Raw genomic sequence first — 19,823 nt, 5'->3', positions numbered from 1 at the left:
TTTTGTAAAAAAATTACAAATATAGTACTCACCAAGAAACAGATTCCACTTAACCATTTTAAGCATCGAGAGGCTTATGATGACTCAACAGCACGAGATTACCGCACTGAAAAAATTTGTGCGGGCCACTAACTTCCTGGCCACCTCACAGATTTATCTCAAGCAGAATGTGTTACACAAGCGACCACTGGTTCACGGAGATATCAAACCCAGACTGCTAGGCCACTGGGGCACCTGTCCCGGCATCAACTTTGTATACGCCAACGTCAACCGTCTCATCGTAAAACACAAGCGCCCCTTCCTCTATTTAGTTGGCCCAGGCCATGGCTTCCCAGCTGTTCAGGCCAACCTGTTTATCGAAGGCTCTCTGAGCCACTTCTACCCCGAAACCATCCCGTACAATGAAACCGGCATTGAAGATATCTGTAAGAAATTTTCAGCGGCCTATGGCTATCCTTCACATGCCAACCCAGAAGCGCCCGGACAAATTCTGGAAGGTGGTGAGCTGGGTTATTCCTTGTCTGTTGGTTTCGGTGCCGTGCTGGACAACCCCGATCTGATTGCCACAGTGCTCGTTGGGGACGGAGAGTCAGAGACAGGCCCTCTGGCCGCGTCCTGGTATGCCAACCGCCTGGTCAACCCGGCCACTTGCGGTGCTGTGCTGCCAATCGTGCACATTAACGGTTACAAGATCTCGGGCCCAACCCGTATGGGTCGTATGAGCCACGAAGAACTGGATCTTGAGTTCCGCGGTCTGGGTTATCACCCCATCATTGTCGACGATCAACAGGAAGAAGATGTCTATGAGCAAATGGTCAAGGCCATGGATCTCTCCTATGAGATGATTAATGACATCCAAACCCGTGCCCGCAATGGTGAAGACGTTTGTAAGCCACGCTGGCCAGTGATCCTGATGCGCACAGCAAAAGGTTGGACTGGTGTTGCCGAAGACAAGGGTAAGAAACTTGAGGGTAACTGCGAATCGCACCAGGTTATCGTCAACAAGTGCGCCACTGATAAAGGCCACCTCGAAGCCTTGGATAACTGGCTGGCGAGCTATGGTTTTGCCGAGCTTTGCAGTGTGACTGATAAGGGCGAACTGCAGTTTGACCCCGACATCAAGTCACTTATCCCGCCCAAAGAACTCAGCTGTGGTCGTCAACGCCTGTCATACGGCGGCGAAGTTGTCCGTGCGCTGACCAATCCAGATCTGACTAAATTGGCCTATGGTGCAGAAGTGCCACGCGGTCATCGCGGCTACTCCATGAATAAAATGGGCGAGTGGATGCGTGAAGCCTTTAAGCTCAACCGCGATCAGCGCAACCTGCGCATCTTCAGTCCGGATGAAACCTACTCCAACCAGCTGCAAGCCGTGTTTGAAGAAACCGATCGCGCCTGGCAGTGGCCTATTGAAAGCTGGGATCAGGACATGAGCCGCGACGGCCGTGTGTTGGAACTGCTGTCAGAAAACCTGCTGTTTGGCATGATGCACGGATACACGGTTACGGGTCGTCACGGCATGTTCCCAACCTATGAGGCCTTCTCGCAGGTGGTGTCGTCCATGGCGGACCAATACTGTAAATACGTTTACGCAAGCCAGGGCGTCCATTTCCGTAAGCCACTGCCATCCTGTAACGTCGTGCTGTCTTCACTGTTGGAGCGTCAGGACCACAACGGCTATTCGCACCAGAACCCAAGCTTCCTCGGTGCCATGCTGGAAAAACACCCAGAGATTATTTCTGCGTACTTGCCAGCTGATGCCAACAGCACTCTGGTTTATACCGAGCGTGCTTACGCTGACCGCGACAAATTGAACATCATTGTTGCAGGTAAGAAAGAGCTGCCTCAGTGGTTGACCCTGGATGAAGCCCGCCGCCAGGCAAAAGACGGTCTGATGATTTGGGACTTTGCCTCTGATGACAACCCGGATGTGGTACTGGCGGGTTGCGGTGACTACGCCACCCAGGAGTGTATGGCATCCTTGGTACTGATCCGCGAATTGCTGCCACGGGTACGTGTGCGCTTCGTGAGTGTGTCTGAACTGAATTCCAATGGTCTGGGCAGCCGTAAGTTCCAGCAAAAGCCCTGGATGATGGACGAGATCTTCACCAAAGATAAAGGCGTGGTGTTCAACTACCACGGTTATCCAAACACCATCAAGAAACTGGTATTCGATTACAAAGGTAGCCACAGGTTCCGCATTAAAGGCTATGAAGAGGAAGGTTCAACCACCACACCATTCGATATGGGTGTGCGAAATGGGACTTCACGCTATCACCTGGTAATCGATATGGCCTATAAATTGTTCCAGCAAGGTATTATCGATGAAACCCAACATGTGGCCATCACCACAGATATGCTGCAACGTTTGGTTGACCATAAGAATTATATTAAAGCCAATGGCGTAGATCCTATTCACATCGAAAATTGGGTGTGGACTCGTTAAAAGCGTTATAATTCTGTGAATTAAAAGACACCCCTCGTGGGTGTCTTTTTATTTTTTAATTAAAAGGAACTTTGTACTGTAGAAATTCAATTATTTAGCACCGATAATGTGTGTGGCTTGCTAAAACACAAAGGGAACACCACACGAAGCGCAAGCTATGCTCCAACTTCCCAAAGAGCATTATGGTGGACATCATCAAACAATGGACTTGGAGAATTATGATGAAAAACTCATTGAAAATTGCACTGCTCGCGTCGGCGCTGCCATTTGGTGTTATGGCGTCTGATGAAGGCATGAGCCCCTGGTATGTGGGTGGCGGTGTTGGTATCAACAACTATGAGCCAGCCTGTGACCAAAAAACCATGCGTTCCTGTGGTGAAGACAGCCCTTATGCTTGGGACGTATTTGCCGGTTACCTGTTCAACGACTACTTTGGTGTCGAGCTGGGTTACCGTGACCTGGGCCGCGCCGAGTGGACTGACTACGCCAATAACCTGAATGACGTGGGCGCCAAGGGTACCACCCTGGGTCTGGTTGCCTTCTGGCCATTCGCGAGCAAGTGGAGCCTGTCGGCTGAAGCCGGTGCCATGAACTACCTGGTGTACAACAACAAACGCTGGGGCTCTAACTACTACAGCGACAGCGGTATTGCGCCGTTCGTAGGTGCTGGTATCGGTTATAACTTCACCGACAACCTGAAGCTGTCTGCCAAATATCGTCGTTACGAAAATCTCGACGAAGAGAAGTGGAACACGCTGGAAATGGAAAGCAACTATTGGGGTCTGGAGCTGAGCTATCGCTTCGGCAGCAAGGCAGCTCCTGCAGTCGTCGCTCCCGTGGTTGTTGCACCTGCTGATTCAGATAACGACGGTGTAAACGACGATCTGGACAAGTGCCCCGCCACTCCAGCAGATCACAAGGTTGATGCATACGGCTGTACCGTTTACAAAGACGATGTGACCACCCATACCCTGGGCTCACTGCGCTTTGCCAACAACTCCTCTGTTATCAATCCATCTTCCTACGAGTCTGTTGAGAAGTTGGCCAACTACATGAACCAGCACCCAGGTTCAACTGTTGAAATCGGTGGTCATGCTTCCAACGTTGGTAACCCAGACTACAACATGAAGCTGTCTGAGAAGCGTGCTAACGCCGCTGCCAAACTGCTGGTTGAAAAGTATGGCATCAGCGCCGAGCGCGTTACCGCCAAAGGTTACGGCATCACCCGTCCGGTAATGGATGGCAACACAGCTGAAGCTCATGCGGCCAACCGCCGTGTAGAAGCGGTTGTGACCGGTTCTGAAAAGGTACCTGTACTCAAGTAATCTGTGAGTTGTCATTGATAAAGCCACTGCCTTGCAGTGGCTTTTTTCTTTGTATAATGCAATTTAAAGACCTTGCCGGACTCATTTGGAAATTTTAAGTCTATTTTGTAATTTTTTTTCATAGTGCGGTTGGAAAAAAGCGCAAAATCGCTTCTAATATTGAGTCTATAAACCCGGCGCTCCGGCAGCATTTCGAAAAGGACAAGATCCATGGCCAATACCTTAGAGCAACTCAAATCCTTTACCACCATAGTCGCTGATACCGGCGATATTGAAGCCATCAAACGCTCTCAGCCTGAAGATGCTACCACCAACCCTTCATTGATCCTGAAAGCAGCGCAAATTCCCGAATATTCAGGCCTTATCGATAATGCCATTGCCTGGGCCAAAACCCAGAGCGACAATCTTGAAACCCAAATTGAAGACGCTGCCGATAAACTGGCTGTCAACATCGGTCTGGAAATCCTTAAACTGGTTCCCGGCCGCATCTCCACTGAAGTGGATGCCCGTCTGTCTTTCGATAAAACAGCGTCTATCGCCAAGGCCCACAAGCTTATCCGTCTGTATCAGGAAGCCGGTATCGACAAGAGCCGCATCCTGATCAAACTGGCATCCACTTGGGAAGGTATCTGCGCTGCAAAAGAGTTGGAGGCCGAAGGCATCAACTGTAACCTCACGCTGCTGTTCAGCTTTGCCCAGGCCCGCGCCTGTGCCGAAGCAGGCGTATTCCTGATCTCACCTTTCGTTGGCCGCATTCTCGACTGGTACAAGAAGTCTACCGGCAAAGATTACAGCGCCAGTGAAGACCCAGGCGTAGTGTCAGTAACGGATATCTACAACTACTATAAGCGCCACGGTTACAAGACTGTGGTGATGGGCGCAAGCTTCCGTAACACGGGTGAAATCATTGAGCTGGCCGGTTGTGACCGCCTGACCATTGGTCCGTCACTGCTCGAAGAAATGGCCGCCAGCAATACCCCAGTGGTACGTAAGTTGACCCCGACAACCGATACCGTCGCGCCGGGTCCTGTGATGAGCGAAGCCGAGTTTCGCTGGGAAATGAACCAGGATGCCATGGCAGTTGAAAAGCTGGCCGAAGGGATCCGTAACTTCGCCATCGATCAAGGCAAACTGGAAGAGATGCTCAAGGCCAAACTGGCCTGATAACGCGGGGAAGCAACGAATGAGTCGAGTGACCAATACTCCTGAATGGCAGAAACTGAAAGAATATTCCAACAAACTGCCCCATATGCGTGAACTTTTTGCGACTGACAGCGCACGTTTCAATAAAATGTCGCTGAAAGCCTGTGGCCTGTTTCTGGATTACTCCAAAAACCGTGTGACAGAAGCCGTGCTGGGTGCCCTGTTTGATTTGGCAAAGCAAGCTCAGCTCGAAGCCCGCATCAAAGCCATGTTTGCCGGTGATGTCATCAACACCACCGAAAAGCGTGCCGTACTGCACACCGCCCTGCGTGCGCCAAAGGATGCCGTGGTTGAAGTGAATGGTGTTAATGTGGTGCCTGAAGTTCATGCAACACTGGATAAAATCGAATCCTTCGTTGCCTCTGTTACCTCTGGCGAATGGCGCGGTTACACGGGTAAAGCCATCACTGATATCGTCAGCATAGGTATTGGCGGTTCCTTCCTCGGCCCCAAGATTGTCACCCAGGCACTTCGTCCATACTGGACAGGCAAACTGAACTGTCACTTTGTTGCCAATGTGGATGCCACCTCACTGGTGGAAAAGCTCAAGCTGGTTGACCCGGAAACCACCCTGTTTCTGATGTCATCCAAATCGTTTGGCACCCAGGAAACCCTCACCAACACCCTGAGCGCCCGCGACTGGTTCCTGCAAAGCGGCGCTTCTCAGGCTGATGTTGCCAAACACTTTGCCGCTGTCACCTCCAACGTGGCCAAGGCGACTGATTTCGGTATCGATGAAGCCAATATCTTTCCGATGTGGGACTGGGTTGGCGGTCGCTACTCGCTCTGGTCTGCTATTGGCCTACCTATCGCGTTGATGGTGGGCATGGATAACTACCGTGCGCTGCTCGCCGGTGCCCGAAGCATGGACGAGCACTTCACCTCGGCGCCGTTGGCCGGGAACATGCCGGTTATTATGGGTCTGCTGTCAGTGTGGTATGGCAACTTTTTCAATGCCCAATCACACGTAGTGCTCACCTACGATCACTACCTTCGTGGTCTGCCCGCCTACTTCCAGCAGCTCGACATGGAAAGTAACGGCAAGTCCGTCATGATGAATGGCGAAACCGTGGATTTCAGCACTGGCCCGGTTATCTGGGGCGGTGAAGGTACCAACGGTCAGCATGCCTATCACCAGCTATTACATCAGGGCACAGCGCTCATCCCTGCCGACTTTATTATGCCGCTTCAAAGCCACAATCCGCTGGGTGAACACCATGTACAACTGGCATCCAACTGCTTTGGACAAACACAGGCTCTCATGCAGGGGCGTACCTTTGAAGAAGCCTTGGCAGAACTGGCAACAAGTAACCTCAGTGATGATGAGAAGACCCTGATCGCTCGTCATAAAGTTATGGAAGGTAACAAACCGAGTAACACCCTGCTGATGGACAAACTGACGCCTTCTACATTGGGTGCTCTGATAGCGCTGTACGAGCACAGAACCTTTGTTCAGGGTGTGATTTGGGATATTAACTCTTTCGACCAATGGGGCGTGGAGCTTGGCAAAACGCTGGGCAATGATGTGCTGGCGCGCCTGACAGCCGATGAAGATGCCAGCGCACTGGACTCCTCCAGTAACGCGCTCATTAATTTGTTCCGCAAAGGACAAATCTAATCAGATGTTTTCTCTTTAATAATCAAAGGCCGATAATTTATCGGCCTTTTTATTGAAATTCAGTCAGTTATTTAATCCGCTGCGAAGATCATCCAAGTTTCATTTTTGCTTAACACAATTGAAACATTATTCTTGCACCCTGTTTGCGATGTGTGGTATTTAGTTGCTGAGAAAACATACAACAACAGGAGGTTGCCATGGATCGTTTAGATTATGGTAGTGCGCTAGATGAAGTCGTAGAAAGACCAGGTCGCTCTAAAGGCTCCAACAAAAAACGCAAGTGGAGGGAAATCGAGGCGCTGAAGGATAAGCATCGCCTGCTGAAGGAACTGCAGGATATTGACTCCAATCTCGCTTACGATATTGATTCCCTGATGGATTAACTTTCCTGTTGTAAAAAAGAGCGCTCAAGCGCTCTTTTTTATTGTCCACGTTTCGCTGTCAGTCTGACAGTGACAGGTAATTTCGCAGCTCATCAAACAGTTGGTTATCGTCATCACTGAAGAGCGGGTCATCCATCAGTTTGTGCAAACAACGTTCATTGATTTCATGCCAATCTTCGTCATTGAGATCCTTAGCCAGTATGGGAAAAAGCTCTCGCTCCTCAAACAGCATATGCGCTTCCTGTGCACTGACATAACCGGATAGGTCGCCAATCAGCTTTTCTTTCGCAACCACAACGTCATTAAGAATAAGATTCAAGGTCGACATTAAAGAAGCTGACGACGCCACCAGCTCCTGATGCTCTTCATTCAATCTGGCCAAGCGCGGCAATTCAGGGTATTTGTCCAGACAGTATTCGTAAATCACATCCTCCAGAGGATGATGACTGTGCTCGGCATAGCTTTGCATATACTCCACAATGTCGCGAACCAGATTAAAATTAACGCTCTCACCGCTTTCCAGTAGGATGCGTTTTTTATTTAGGATCTTCAGCAATATCGCAATATGCTTGTGATCCCTCATCAATCGGTTGAGCATAACCCTCTCCCCTCGCCAATGCCTGCCTTATTCAATACTAGTAAAGCGTCAGACGCTTAACCACTATAACAAAGGGTCCTAAAAGACCAACGTGATAGAGATCAAGCTTTTAGCTTATGCAGTACTGCGCTCTAACACTGAAACAACAGACTTTAATGAGGTCTGCAAACGCAAAAAAGAATTGCTTGCCGAGTTTGCTTCCCGCAAATTTCGCTCAACCAAGCCGGTGAAAAAGTGCTCCTGCTCCTCCGTCATGTCCAGTACATGAAAGCTTGCCCGGATTTCTGTAGTGATATTCGACAGCGCATGGCAAAACTGCTCATCACTCTCATGGATGCTGTCCGATAATCCTGCCAACAAGCGCCTGATATCCATCACCACACGTTGCAACGTCTGTTGACGCTGAATATCAATAATACGGGCTTCCAATCCTTCAACCACAACGGCGATGACGTCCCTCAAACGACCGTACAACACCTCATCGTGCAACGGCATATTCTTAATTAAAAACGAAACATGTTTGTCGTTGCAGATGGTTCGGGAGCCGAAATCAAATAGGCGGCCCTGATGATCAAGCAGTTCAAAAATATTGGCCTCAATCGGGCTGATGGCCATGTGTTCGGGCACAAAGTACAGGGTTTCATCCACCCGAATCTCCAAACAGGTTTTTAAATCGAGCTGCATCATCAAGCCAAAAAAAGCGTCAGCTAAGGCTCGATAGTCCTGGCACAGGAAACACTGACGGAAAAACTGCAACACGGCCCCATATTGGGACGACTCATTCATCGACTGGAATGCCATATTGCGCGAGAAGCTTTCAGCCTCGGCAAGCGCCCTTTTTTTGTGTTGATAGTTGGCCACCGCATTGGTTTTCGCCATCAACTCTTTGAGTTCAAAAGGTTTGGCAATGAAGTCCACTCCCCCGGCCTCGTAGGCTTTAAGCCGTTCTTCCAGGGTATTCATTCCCGATACAAAAATAACTGCGCTGTCTATTCCCTGGGTCTGCAGCGATTTGCACAGTTCAATTCCCGACACATCGGGCAAATTGATGTCCATCAGGATGATGTCCGGCTTTGCTGCCACCATGGCTTTTGAATAAGAGTCTGCATCCAGAAACAGTCGCACGTCATAATCTTCCTGCAGTACTTCCCGCATCAAATGGCAGTAGTCATTGTCGTCATCCACAATCCACACTTTCAGTTGTTCCATCTGATTAACTCTCCCTATCCTTGAAACTGACACCCACTTCAGCCAATGCATTGGTAAATGCTTGTAAATCAAACGGCTTATGAAGCACTTTGAACGGCATTTCTTCATATCGGTTCACACCGATATCTTCAATAAACCCCGACACCAAAAGCACCGGCATGGGATGCTTTGCTATGACTTCGCTGGCCAATTCATAACCATTAATGCCACCCGGCATCAGAACATCGGTAATGAGTAGCCCGGCATCACAGGCCTTACTTTGGAAGCTATTTCGAAAAGTGACGCCATCGCTGAAGGTTTCAACCTCCATACCCATGAGCTCACAATAGTCCCGCATCACCTTAAGAAGCTCGGGCTCATCGTCCACCAACAGGGCTTTCAGAGGAGTTTTCACTCTGGGGATGCTCGTTTCGGTAGCCAAAGCCTTTATAGAGGCCGCCTGTTTTATGGTTACCGCCGGAAACCAAAGCCGTATCTCAGTACCTTGTGGCCCGGTATTCAGCACATTCATATAGCCACGGGATCGTTTTACAAAACCATAGACCATGGAGAGTCCAAGACCGGTCCCCTTGCTCTTATCCTTAGTGGTAAAAAAAGGTTCGAAGATTTTATCAAGCAGCTGAATCGGGATACCGTGGCCTGCATCGGTAACAGAAATCCACACATAGCAGCCTGGCTCAACCAATACCCGCTCACCCACCCCGGGGAGATAGCCGGCAAGCTCAGACTCACCGGTGGCTATGGTTAAGGCTCCCTCTCCATTCATGGCATCCTTGGCATTGATCACAAGATTCAAGAGTGCATCTTCCAAATCTCCCTTATCGACCATTACATCCCGTGTAAAGGGGGCAAGCTGCACATTCAGGGTCACCTGGCTGGTAAGGGATTTGGCAAAGAGGTCTCTTAAGCCCTCAATCACCTCATTCACCTGACAATGCTGAGCGTTAAACTGTTCTTGCCGGGAAAACTGTAACAGCCGCCTGGTGAGTTCCGTGCCCCTTTGGCAGGATTTAAGGGCTGTGGTCAGGTAGTTTTCCAACCGTTCGTCTTTATTTTTAAGCTGTATCAGCTCGAGATTCCCCTTAAGAACCCCCAGAATATTGTTGAAGTCATGGGCGATCCCCCCCACCAATTGGCCTATGGCCTGCATCTTCTGTGCCCGACTGACCGTTTTTTCCATGGCCTTGAACTCGGTGTAATCGCGGCCAATCAGTGCATAGAGCCCGCCTTTACTATCCTGCTCCAGTGCAATCACGTGTAAGTGTAAAATCGCCAATTCCCCATTGGCCTTGGTACAGTAAACTTCTCCATTGAAGTCCTTTCCGGAGCAGAGGATGTCGTAAAGGTCGACCTCGTTACCGGATGCCTGAACGCCTTTAGGAAAAAGTTTACCCAGCGACATGCCTTTGAGTTCGCTGCGAGGATAGAGACTGATGCAGGTAACCGCAGCATTGACATAGACAATCTCACTGTTGCCATCGTGAAACTGCTTAACCACCATGATGAAATCATCGCTGTTTCTGACAATGGAGCGGAACATAATGTTGTCTATGTCCCCACTGACCTCCCTGCCCCCGTCCTCACGCCAATGCTCAACATGCAGGGTCAGTATTCCCATCAAAATATCGGCAAGCAACTCACTGAAACTCAGTAAAAAACCAAACCAGGCATCTTTAGGCGTGTGGAAAAACACCAACAAGTCTGTGTGCTTTACCGGCCAAACCACAAACTTATGCCAGCAATGCACCAAGGGTTCCTGATGTGAGAAGGGCCAGTCACGGACATCTTTCCAAAGGGTGAGGTAACGCACTGGATCGCGGCACCAGCATGCGGCGGACTCAGGCATATCTTGCGCGTTGCTTGAGGAGGCATCTATCACCAATACGGCCTGTGCACCACTGTGCTCAGCCAATATGCGGCACAGAGGCAATATCACATCCTCCCCGCGAATAAAGCGCGCCTGGATCTTACCCAGTTCGGCAAGAAAGAGTGGATCAAGTAAGGCGTGGCGGGCATCGAAAAGCATGTTTGCAGAACCAGATTCCATTCCAGTCAATCCTGTAACTTCAGCAATTTACCTAAAGCTTAGTCAAGCTTTACCGAATTGCTGAAGATAAATGGCTGGCGGGATCTTTTTCATAAAAAAAGGAGGCCGTTGGCCTCCTTTTGCGAATGTAACATTGCTCAATGGCATAAAGTTTTAAACAAATGAGCCTTGAGTGCGACAAAGTCCGGCGCCAGATTGGCCGACAGAACCGGCTTATCAGCAACCGCCGCAAGCGCTGGAGGCAAAGACAAGTCCAGGGACAGCTCATGGTCGACCACATCTTTGAACTTCGCCGGATGAGCCGTACCGAGGAAAATACCCCGTTCACCCTCGCCAAGCGTATTCTTAAGCGCTTGTGCAGCAATGGCCGCATGGGGTTCAGACAAGTAGCCATCTGCCTGCAATGCCAGCAAAGCGCTACGGGTTTGTTGTTCGTCCAGTGCCACCCCATCAATCTCAGCAAGGGACCACCCCATGACCTTGGCGATGGCTTCCACACGAGGCCAGTTGCTGGGGTCGGCCACATCCATAGCATTTGACATGGTCGCCACTGTGGGATTGACCTGCCAGTTTGCGCTGTTCAGATAGCGTGGCACTGTGTCGTTGCTGTTGGTGGCGGCCACAAAACGCTTCACCGGCAAGCCCATGGCCTTGGCAAAGAAACCCGCAGTAAGGTTACCGAAGTTGCCGCTGGGAACCGCAATAACAGGCGCATCTGCGTGATCCTTGCGATACTGGGCCAAGGCCTCGAAGTAATAGCAAATCTGTGCCAGCAAACGGCTGATATTGATGGAGTTAGCCGAGTTAAGGTGCAACCCTTCGCGAACATCCGCATCATCGAAGGCCTGCTTCACCAACGCCTGACAGGCATCAAAATCGGATCCAACCGCCACCGTATGGATGTTGTTGCCAAGGGTGGTGAACATCTTTTCCTGCAGCAGGCTGATTTTACCCTTGGGATAGAGCACGCACACCTGCACCTTATCCAGCCCATAGAAGGCGTCGGCCACGGCAGCCCCGGTATCACCGGAGGTAGCAGTGAGAATAGTCAGCCGCTCGTCACCGGCAAGCACATTCAGGCACTGGGCCATGAAGCGGGCACCAAAGTCTTTGAACGCCAGGGTCGGGCCGTGGAAAAGCTCCAGGCAGTACCGCCTATCGTCCACTTTCGCCAGCGGCACCGGGAAGGTAAAGGCCTTGTCGACCAAGGCATCCACCACCTCCTGACCCAATTCATCGGCAAGCCAGGCACCCAGCACTTTTTTACTGCGCTCAACAAAGGGTAAGGTCAACAGGGTTTCAACATCATCCAGCTTGGGAATATGAGTCGGGAAAAACAGCCCGCGGTCTTTACCCAGTCCCAGCTTTACCGCCTGGGAGAAACTTACCCGTTCATCGGGATGCTTAAGATTGTAAAGTTCCATTACGTATCCTTAACCTTCACTCGCTACGACTCGGGTGCCCTGCATATCCAGGCGGCACACGTGGGCAAATCCGCCCTCTGTAAGATAATGGGCTTCCAGCCAGGCCTTGGCCGCCTCAGCGGTCTCGAGGCTGGAAGTGACTGAAAAGAGCGTGGGGCCGCTGCCGGAAATGCCGCTGGTGAGCATACCAAGCTTAGCCAGCGCCTCACGGGCCTCGAGATACCCCGGAATAGCAGGTGCACGATAAGGCTCGGCCAGCACATCCTTGAGTACCGAGAGCGCCAGCGCTTCGTCCTGACGATAAGAGGCGTGCACGAATGCCGACAGATGACGACCAAAATCGATAACCACTGACTTGTCGTAGCTGTCTGGCATCAGCGCCCGCATCTTGGCGGTAGACAGGGAAATTCCGGGATACGCCACCACCCAATACCAATGCTCAAAGCTGGGGATGGACTCGCAGATGCGCCCGGGCAGATCCAGCATCAGCTGCATGCCACCAAGGTAACAGGGCGCCACGTTATCGTAATGCACAGAGCCGCTGATTTTGCCTTCAAACTCGCCCATCAGCGCCAGCAGCGCCTGCTCATCGAATGGCTTGTCGAAATATTCGTTCAGGGCATAGAGGGCTGCCACCACAGAGCTGGCACTGGACCCCAGACCACTGCCCACCGGCAGGTTCTTCTCAAGGGTCAGCGCAATACCAAGCTCTTCTTTGCCTAACCGCTGCAAGAAGAACTCGGCACATTGCCAAACGATGTTCTCCTTGGGATTGGCTGGCAGCTTGTGAGCCCATGCACCAGTGGTGTTAAGCGTCAGCCCCGCATCCGCCTTGGCAATCATGACTCTGTCACCCAGCAAACTGCCGTCGATGGGCGCAAGTGCCGCACCGAGCAAATCGAATCCTACACCCACGTTACCCATGGAGGCCGGGGCATACACGGTCAAACTCATAAACTCACCTCGCGGGTCCAGTTCAGGGTACGCAGCAGGTCAGCAAAGGCGCCGGCCGCAGTCACATCGGTACCCGCACCATACCCCCGCAATACAAACGGAATGGGTTGATAGTATCGGCTATAGAAAGCGAGCGCATTCTCGCCGCCCTTTACGCTGAAGAGTGGATCATCCGCTCCCACGGCCTGAATACTCACCCGGCAGCCAGACTCATCAATCTGGCCCACGTAGCGCAGCACCTTGCCCTCACTGCGGGCGTTTTCCACCATGGCGGCAATCTCAGCATCCGCCTTGGGCAGATTGGCCATAAAGGTACTTACATCGCCACTGGCATCGAAGGATGCGGGCAGCACCGAGTCCACCACCACATCGTCAAGCTCAAGCTCCATGCCCACCTCTCGGGCGAGAATAAGCACTTTACGGGCCACGTCCATGCCGGAGAGATCATCCCTCGGATCCGGCTCGGTAAAACACTTGTCACGGGCGATGGACGTTGCCTCAGACAGACTCATGCCCTCTTCCAGCTTACCGAAGATAAATGAGAGAGACCCAGAGAGTATGCCATTGAACTTATGAAGTTTATCGCCCGCACACAGTAGCTTTTTCAGGTTATCGATAACCGGCAAGCCCGCGCCCACATTGGTCTCGTACAGGAACTGACGTCTGTGCCTGAGCGCAGCCTCACGCAGGGCACGATAGTAATCAAGGTCGCGGGTGTTGGCTTTCTTGTTGGGGGTCACTACGTGCATCCCGGCTTCCATCACCTCAAGATAGCGGTCGGCAACGGCTGCCGACGAGGTGCAGTCCACCAGCACAGGATTCAGCAGCTGCTTTTCTTTCGCCCAGGCAAGCATGGCGCCAAGGTCACAGCCCGTTTCACTGTCATTAAGTAGCCCCTGCCAGTTAGCCAGGTCAATACCACGTTCATCCAGCAACATGCTGCGGGAGTTGGCGATACCGCAGACGCGGATGCTGATGTGCTGCTCTTTCAGCGCTTCAGCCTGATTTTTCACCTGTGCAAGGAGCCCTGCCCCCACGTTACCCGCGCCAACCAGGAATACATCCAGGTACTGCTGTACATCGAAAAAGCGCTGATGACAGGCGCCGATGGCATTTTGCACCTTGCGCTGCTCCACCACGGCGGAGATAGAACGCTCAGAAGAACCCTGAGCTATAGCCCGGATATTTACACTGGCCTGTGCCAGCGCCGAGAAAAACTTGGCTGCGACGCCCTTGTGGGTGCGCATACCGTCACCAATGAGGGACACTATCGCCAACCCGGATTGCATTTCCAGCGGTTCCAGCAGCTCACTCTTGAGCTCCAGCTCAAACTCCTGTTCCAGCGCCGATTGCACCTTGGCAGCATCTTTTCCTGCCACACAAAAGCTGATGGAGTATTCGCAGGAACTTTGGGTAATGAGGGAAACAGATACACCGGCGCGGGCGATAGCACCCAGGGTGCGGCTTGCCATACCTACCATACCTTTCATACCCGGACCTGACACATCAAACATGGTTTGATTGTCGAGGCTGGAAATGGCTTTTACCTGCAGGCCGGTTTCATCGGCCGCATTGGACACCAGGGTACCCGGGGCCTCGGGATTAAAGCTGTTTTTGATGTAGCAGGGAATGTGAAACTGGGCGATGGGCGCTATGGTCTTGGGGTGCAACACCTTGGCACCGAAGTACGACAGCTCCATGGCCTCCTGATAAGACAATTGCGACAGCAACTTGGCGTCAGCCACCACCCGCGGGTCGGTGTTATATACCCCATCCACGTCGGTCCAGATTTCACAGCTGCTGGCATCAAGGCAAGCGGCAAGCACAGCTGCCGAATAGTCAGAGCCGTTGCGGCCAAGCGTAACTGTACGCCCGTTTTCATCGGCGGCAGTGAACCCCGGCATCACCCAAACCCGTTTGCTGTCCAGGGGCAGCTGTTTGAATCTCGGTTTGCTGACACCTATGTCCACCACAGACTCAAGCGGCGTTCCGTGGGCTAAAAACAAAGCCCGGGGGTCGAGTCTATCCGCGCTCAATCCGTGGGCGCTCATCAAGGCCACCATCAGCTCGGTGGACAGACGCTCGCCCGCCACCACAATTTCGGCACGCACACCGTCGGGGCATTCTCCCAGCAAGGCCACACCTTCAAGACGTGTTTGCCATGCCTGTTTCTGTTCGGACAGCGCGGTAGACAGGTGTTCACGGCAATGGGATACCTGATGTTGACACGCATCATCAAACAACGCCTCAAACACACCGACAACCCGCCCAAGCACCGCCTGATAGTCACCGCCAGTGACGGCCACATCCACCATTTCCAACAGTCCATTGGTCACAGTAGCCGGCGCCGACAGCACGGCTGCGACTTGCGATGCTTTTGCCGCTTTGGCCACGATAGCGGCCGCCATATCAAATCGCTGCCAGTTGGCCAGCGAGGTTCCCCCAAACTTCATGACTTTCATCTTGCTACTCCGTTTACCTCGCTCGCCCCCAGAAACAAAAAACCCGCTCCTTTTGGGGAGCGGGCCTTAGTGTTCATTCTTTTCAGGGTAAAATCAGCCCGCCCCCACTCCGGTAATGGTGGTGGTAGTAATAATAGTGGTTACTACTGCGCCTGACTGATGCATGGAAAAATCCACTTCCTGATTTAACTGAGCCCACAGAATTGCTTGTTTTGGCAATCCTTGTCAACCCCCAAAATCAAGTATTTTTTACAGATTGGCAACAATATTTCAGATACTGCAATCAATGATGTCAGTTAATGAAAATACCCCAATAAATATCCGTTATATACTTCATTTCCTCCACTTGACGTAAAGGTAATCCACGTCAGTTAAATAGCATCTAACCATCTGACTTTAAAATATTTAAAGCTGATTAAGCCTCTTGTGATTGAAATGTATTTCTACGCGGGCCAATCGGCGTTATCCAGACCGCACAGAAAAAAGTGGCCTAAGTTAACAATCACTGATGTAAATCATCGCCTGAGCATAAAAAGCAGAGTATTATGCGCGCACATTGCGAATATGGAGGCAGTATGAAAATCACCAAGAACAGTGCGGTAACCATCCACTATCGCCTGAGCGACAGCCAGGGCCAGCTGATTGAAAGTTCCTTCGAGGCCGATCCCATGGTGTACCTGCACGGTGCAGAGAACCTGATCCCGGGTCTTGAGAATGCCCTGGAAGGTAAACTGGCCGGTGATACCCTCGAAGTCACTGTTGACTGTGAACAAGCCTATGGTCCATACCACGATGGCCTGCGTCAGGAAGTGCCACTGGAAGCCTTTGGCGATATTCAGGACATAGTGCCCGGCATGCGCTTTATTGCTGAAACTGAAATGGGTCAGCGCCCTGTGCAAGTTACTGAAGTGCTTGAAAACACAGTTGTGGTTGACGGTAACCACCCACTGGCTGGCCAGTCATTGACCTTCTTTGTTGAAGTGAAAGATGTGCGTCTGGCGACCGATGAAGAAGTTGCCCATGGTCATATCCATGCCCACGGTGGCTGTGGTGGTCATCATCACCATCACGACGAAGGTGGATGCTGTGGCGGCCATGATCATGACCACGGTCACTGCGAACATGACCCAGAGAAAGAAGCCAAACCCGGCTGTGATGGTAACGGCGGCTGTGGCTGTCGCGGCTAAGCTGTAACGCTTTCTTATTAAATTTATGCAAAACGCCGATCTCTTTTGAATCGGCGTTTTCTTTTGGCCTAATATAAAACCCGGCAAGGACTGCCTATATTAAAAAGGACCTTTACATGCTCAAACAGCCACTCTACGAAAGTCTCCCCTATCTGTGCATGTTGTGTGCAACTGCAACCCTGCTTTGGCAACAAAATACCCTCGCCCTGGCTGCAGGACTAATGCTTTTTTTTGTTGGGGCTCGGGTCTATATCCTTCGCTCTGATAATCGCCGCACCGATCCGGCGCGCAAGCGAAAAAAAGGAGGGTTACCCAAGGGGCTTTATGAACTGTTGCCATTTGCTTGCCTGGCCCTAAGCGTTTTACTGCTCGCCCAACCCGGCAGCGCCTGGCTTATCTTTCCTGCATTAATGCTGCTGGCATACGGGCTCTATGTGCTCGCAAGCCGTTCGAGCTATCGAGATCACCAGTTACCGTCTCAGGGCCATTTGTGATCAGCGGATATCGGCGGGGTCCGTTACTATCAATTTGGCTATCACAGCACGCTCAGCCTCATTCATGTGCTTGAGGTAATTAGAGCAGCGGGTGATGGTTGCAATGCTGATTTGGTATTCAGCGGCTATTTGGCGCTGGCTCAATTCACCGGCGAGCAGCAATTGGAATACCTTCAAACGCCCGGCGATGGCGCTGCGCTCTTCCTCGGTCAGCAATAACTGAAACAGAGTAATCAGCTCATCCCGCTCGGGATGGGTCAGTATTTTATCCAGAACCAAATTCCAGGATGCCCGCATAATATCCTCTCGGTCGGGGATCTAGTGATGTGCGGCAGTGTAGCAAGCCCCTGTCGGCTCTACAAACGCCCAAGAGAAGGTTTGCCAAACAAAATTTAACAAAATGCGTCATTTAGTTTGAGCAAGTTCCGGTTACAATGGCTGCCTTTACGTCTTACCCATTCACTCCACAAGGAAGAATAACAATGAAAAAGACATTGCTTTGCCTGAGCGCCCTGCTGGCTTTTGGTGCCAGCGCCAACAACTTCGAATCTGCCGATGACGCCATTCACTATCGCCAGTCAGCCTTCGGTTTGATTGCCTATCAGTTTGGTGACATGAGCGCCATGCTCAAAGGAAAGAAAGAATTCAATGCCGACGTGTTTGCCCAGCGCGCCGAAAACGTAGCGGCTCTCTCCAAGTTGCCTGCTGAAGGTTTTATCGCCGGCTCTGACAAAGGCAACACAGAAGCCCTGGGCAAAATCTGGGAAAACCAGGCGGACTTTGACAGCCGTATGAGTGAGTTCCGGGAAAATGCCGCCAAATTGGCCGTGGCAGCCAAAGGCAGCGACAAAGATGCCATCAAGGCGGCATTTATGAATACCGGCAAGAGCTGTAAAGGCTGCCACGACAACTACAAAAAAGACTAAGCTTCGGTTGTCTGATAAAAAAGCCTGCATCTGCAGGCTTTTTTAGTATTTCAGTCTCACCCGTTACAGTGCCTGAATGGCTGGCCACAGCAATAAATAACCAACGGGTAAGGCAACGAGCACCAACAAAATCGCAGCTTTCCACAGCGGTGCAAAGCGGATATCTGATTTTACGTCAATGTCATCACGGCGCCTGCGGCCCGTCACCATGGCTCCCAGCAGCCTGTCTCCTTTGAGTAGGTGCCACACCACCGCCAATACATGCACCGCAGCAAGGATTAACAACAAATCGAAATTGCGCTTGTGAAGCCAGGTCATCCAGGAGGCGGTGTCACTGCTCACCATGCTGACCAGGGGGCCTTCGGTAAAGACTTCATCAGTGGCAAACAGGCCTGATATCAGCTGAAGAGCAAGACACAATAGCAGCACCAGCACCATGTAGCCGCCAAGCGGATTGTGGCCATGGTGGCCTTTCACGCCTTTGCTGACTGTCGTTTTGGCGTATTCCACTACGGTGAGCGGATGATGCAGAAAGTGCGCAAAGCGTGCGGTATCACTGCCAACAAAGCCCCACAACACCCTGAACAGCAGCAGCGCCATCAAACTATAGGCAAACACCTGATGCCATTGCATCTCGCCCACCTCGGCGCTCCACCAGAGCAATCCGAGCAAGGTCACCATCAACCAATGAAACAGCCTGACGGGCAAATCCCACACCTTGGCGTGCGTCATTACATCCTCCGCATACACAGGAAATAGCCTTAAAAAGTATGGGGATAGTAATCAAATTGAGGGGGAAAGAGAAGGATATGAGTGTAAGCAGGGATGAGTTATCCATTCGAATATGCGCCTCTTTTGGGGCGCATTCAAGCAAATCCGGGGCTTTTTTGGGCTTTTGGGTTCAAGCGTTCAAATAAGAAGCGAACGATATTTCCGCCTTGATAAAACGTGATTTTACTCACGACTTTCAGATTTCAGCTTGGTAGTCTGAAGTCACGGAAACAAAAAAAGAGGCTCGACAATATGTTGAAAATCACCAGCAAACAGTTCGAAGTAACTACTCCTATCCGTGAACGTGTTGAAAGCCGCTTTGAAAAGCTCGCTCGTCACGATGTTCCGCTGATCAATCCACATATCATTATCAGCCAGGAGAAAACCCTCTTTAAAATCGAAGCCTCTGTTGGGGTACCACAAGGAGATTTATTTGCCCAGGCGAAAAGTGAAAACCTGTATGCAGCCATTACGGCCATGGGACAAAAGCTGGAGAAACAGCTCAATCGCCTGACCCACAAACCCGAAGCCAAGCGTGCCGATACCCAAGGGGTAGCCGACGAAGAAGTTGACTTCGAATACGACGATAAGGAGGAATACGCAGCTTGACCCCGTTCAATCACACGACAAAGCGCACCTCAGGGTGCGCTTTATTTTGTGCAACATATGCAGATTTTTTGATTGACACCCAAGGGCGCAGTCTTTAGTTTTAATGCCATGAAATTTACCGTGAACGCAGTTTTTACTTTCTTTTTTATTCACTTCCCCTGAGGAGG

At 51.3% G+C, this 19,823-nt stretch carries 18 protein-coding genes and 1 other annotated feature (1 of these 19 only partly in view); of the genes, 9 read left to right on the top strand and 9 right to left on the bottom strand.

Features of this window, described 5'->3' with window-relative positions; genetic code table 11:
- Positions 1 to 79 precede the first annotated feature (79 nt).
- Both K0H63_RS04980 and K0H63_RS04975 read left to right on the top strand, forming a co-directional pair.
- A complete protein-coding gene (locus tag K0H63_RS04980; protein WP_220067814.1) occupies positions 80 to 2,446 on the top strand; it encodes a phosphoketolase family protein in 2,367 nt (788 codons plus the stop codon).
- 218 nt (positions 2,447 to 2,664) lie between these two features.
- Entirely contained in the window at positions 2,665 to 3,771 is a 1,107-nt protein-coding gene (locus K0H63_RS04975; protein ID WP_220066992.1) for an OmpA family protein, read from the top strand.
- An 11-nt stretch (positions 3,772 to 3,782) separates the two neighbouring features.
- Here the strand turns inward: K0H63_RS04975 and K0H63_RS04970 are convergent, their stop codons facing one another.
- Positions 3,783 to 3,983 carry a hypothetical protein gene (locus K0H63_RS04970; RefSeq protein WP_220066991.1) on the bottom strand — a complete coding sequence of 67 codons (201 nt, stop codon included), beginning with the start codon at positions 3,981 to 3,983 and terminating at the stop codon, positions 3,783 to 3,785.
- On the opposite strand from K0H63_RS04970, the gene tal reads away from it, so the two are divergent.
- The 3 genes from tal to K0H63_RS04955 all read left to right on the top strand — a co-directional run bounded on the left by tal (position 3,982) and on the right by K0H63_RS04955 (position 6,975).
- Entirely contained in the window at positions 3,982 to 4,935 is a 954-nt protein-coding gene (tal, locus tag K0H63_RS04965) for a transaldolase (RefSeq protein WP_220066990.1), read from the top strand. The genes K0H63_RS04970 and tal overlap by 2 nt on opposite strands.
- A 19-nt stretch (positions 4,936 to 4,954) precedes the next feature.
- Positions 4,955 to 6,592: a glucose-6-phosphate isomerase gene (gene pgi / locus K0H63_RS04960; RefSeq protein WP_220066989.1), complete on the top strand. Its 1,638-nt coding sequence runs from the start codon at positions 4,955 to 4,957 to the stop codon at positions 6,590 to 6,592.
- A gap of 197 nt (positions 6,593 to 6,789) precedes the next feature.
- The gene (locus tag K0H63_RS04955; protein ID WP_011759028.1) at positions 6,790 to 6,975 is read left to right on the top strand and encodes a DUF3545 family protein; all 186 of its coding nucleotides are present in this window, start codon (positions 6,790 to 6,792) and stop codon (positions 6,973 to 6,975) included.
- A gap of 58 nt (positions 6,976 to 7,033) precedes the next feature.
- On the opposite strand, the gene K0H63_RS04950 is transcribed toward K0H63_RS04955, so the two are convergent.
- From K0H63_RS04950 to thrA, 6 genes are all read right to left on the bottom strand, one after another.
- Positions 7,034 to 7,573, bottom strand: coding sequence for a hemerythrin domain-containing protein (locus tag K0H63_RS04950; RefSeq protein ID WP_220066988.1), 540 nt, complete (start codon positions 7,571 to 7,573; stop codon positions 7,034 to 7,036).
- 114 nt (positions 7,574 to 7,687) lie between these two features.
- Positions 7,688 to 8,854, bottom strand: coding sequence for a response regulator transcription factor (locus K0H63_RS04945; protein WP_350355125.1), 1,167 nt, complete (start codon positions 8,852 to 8,854; stop codon positions 7,688 to 7,690).
- Positions 8,787 to 10,829, bottom strand: a complete 2,043-nt coding sequence (locus K0H63_RS04940; RefSeq protein WP_220066987.1) for a PAS domain-containing hybrid sensor histidine kinase/response regulator — start codon at positions 10,827 to 10,829, stop codon at positions 8,787 to 8,789. The genes K0H63_RS04945 and K0H63_RS04940 overlap by 68 nt, the downstream gene beginning before the upstream one ends.
- Before the next feature lie 137 nt (positions 10,830 to 10,966).
- Positions 10,967 to 12,253, bottom strand: a complete 1,287-nt coding sequence (gene thrC, locus K0H63_RS04935) for a threonine synthase (protein WP_220066986.1) — start codon at positions 12,251 to 12,253, stop codon at positions 10,967 to 10,969.
- Positions 12,254 to 12,262: 9 nt separating this feature from the next.
- Positions 12,263 to 13,207, bottom strand: coding sequence for a homoserine kinase (gene thrB / locus K0H63_RS04930; RefSeq protein WP_220066985.1), 945 nt, complete (start codon positions 13,205 to 13,207; stop codon positions 12,263 to 12,265).
- A complete protein-coding gene (gene thrA, locus K0H63_RS04925; protein WP_220066984.1) occupies positions 13,204 to 15,669 on the bottom strand; it encodes a bifunctional aspartate kinase/homoserine dehydrogenase I in 2,466 nt (821 codons plus the stop codon). Before thrA ends, thrB begins: the two co-directional genes overlap by 4 nt.
- A gap of 575 nt (positions 15,670 to 16,244) precedes the next feature.
- On the opposite strand from thrA, the gene slyD reads away from it, so the two are divergent.
- Complete coding sequence (gene slyD / locus K0H63_RS04920; RefSeq protein ID WP_220066983.1) at positions 16,245 to 16,856, top strand: peptidylprolyl isomerase; 612 nt, start codon at positions 16,245 to 16,247, stop codon at positions 16,854 to 16,856.
- A gap of 116 nt (positions 16,857 to 16,972) precedes the next feature.
- Entirely contained in the window at positions 16,973 to 17,350 is a 378-nt protein-coding gene (locus K0H63_RS04915) for a hypothetical protein (RefSeq protein ID WP_220066982.1), read from the top strand.
- Here K0H63_RS04915 and trpR read toward each other — a convergent pair whose 3' ends face one another.
- Positions 17,351 to 17,647: a trp operon repressor gene (gene trpR, locus K0H63_RS04910; protein WP_011759019.1), complete on the bottom strand. Its 297-nt coding sequence runs from the start codon at positions 17,645 to 17,647 to the stop codon at positions 17,351 to 17,353.
- A gap of 185 nt (positions 17,648 to 17,832) precedes the next feature.
- Between trpR and K0H63_RS04905 the strand changes: the two genes are divergently transcribed.
- Positions 17,833 to 18,276, top strand: a complete 444-nt coding sequence (locus K0H63_RS04905) for a c-type cytochrome (RefSeq protein WP_220066981.1) — start codon at positions 17,833 to 17,835, stop codon at positions 18,274 to 18,276.
- A gap of 63 nt (positions 18,277 to 18,339) precedes the next feature.
- Here the strand turns inward: K0H63_RS04905 and K0H63_RS04900 are convergent, their stop codons facing one another.
- Entirely contained in the window at positions 18,340 to 19,008 is a 669-nt protein-coding gene (locus tag K0H63_RS04900) for a cytochrome b/b6 domain-containing protein (RefSeq protein ID WP_220066980.1), read from the bottom strand.
- A 291-nt stretch (positions 19,009 to 19,299) separates the two neighbouring features.
- Between K0H63_RS04900 and hpf the strand changes: the two genes are divergently transcribed.
- Entirely contained in the window at positions 19,300 to 19,656 is a 357-nt protein-coding gene (hpf, locus tag K0H63_RS04895) for a ribosome hibernation-promoting factor, HPF/YfiA family (RefSeq protein WP_220066979.1), read from the top strand.
- A gap of 112 nt (positions 19,657 to 19,768) precedes the next feature.
- Positions 19,769 to 19,823: a sequence feature (Phe leader region), on the top strand; it runs 66 nt beyond the window's last position.

Source organism: Shewanella zhangzhouensis, from assembly GCF_019457615.1.
In the GTDB taxonomy this organism is placed as follows: domain Bacteria; phylum Pseudomonadota; class Gammaproteobacteria; order Enterobacterales; family Shewanellaceae; genus Shewanella; species Shewanella zhangzhouensis.
Note: the sequence above shows the minus strand (reverse complement) of the source record. Positions and strands in the feature narration are given on the sequence as shown.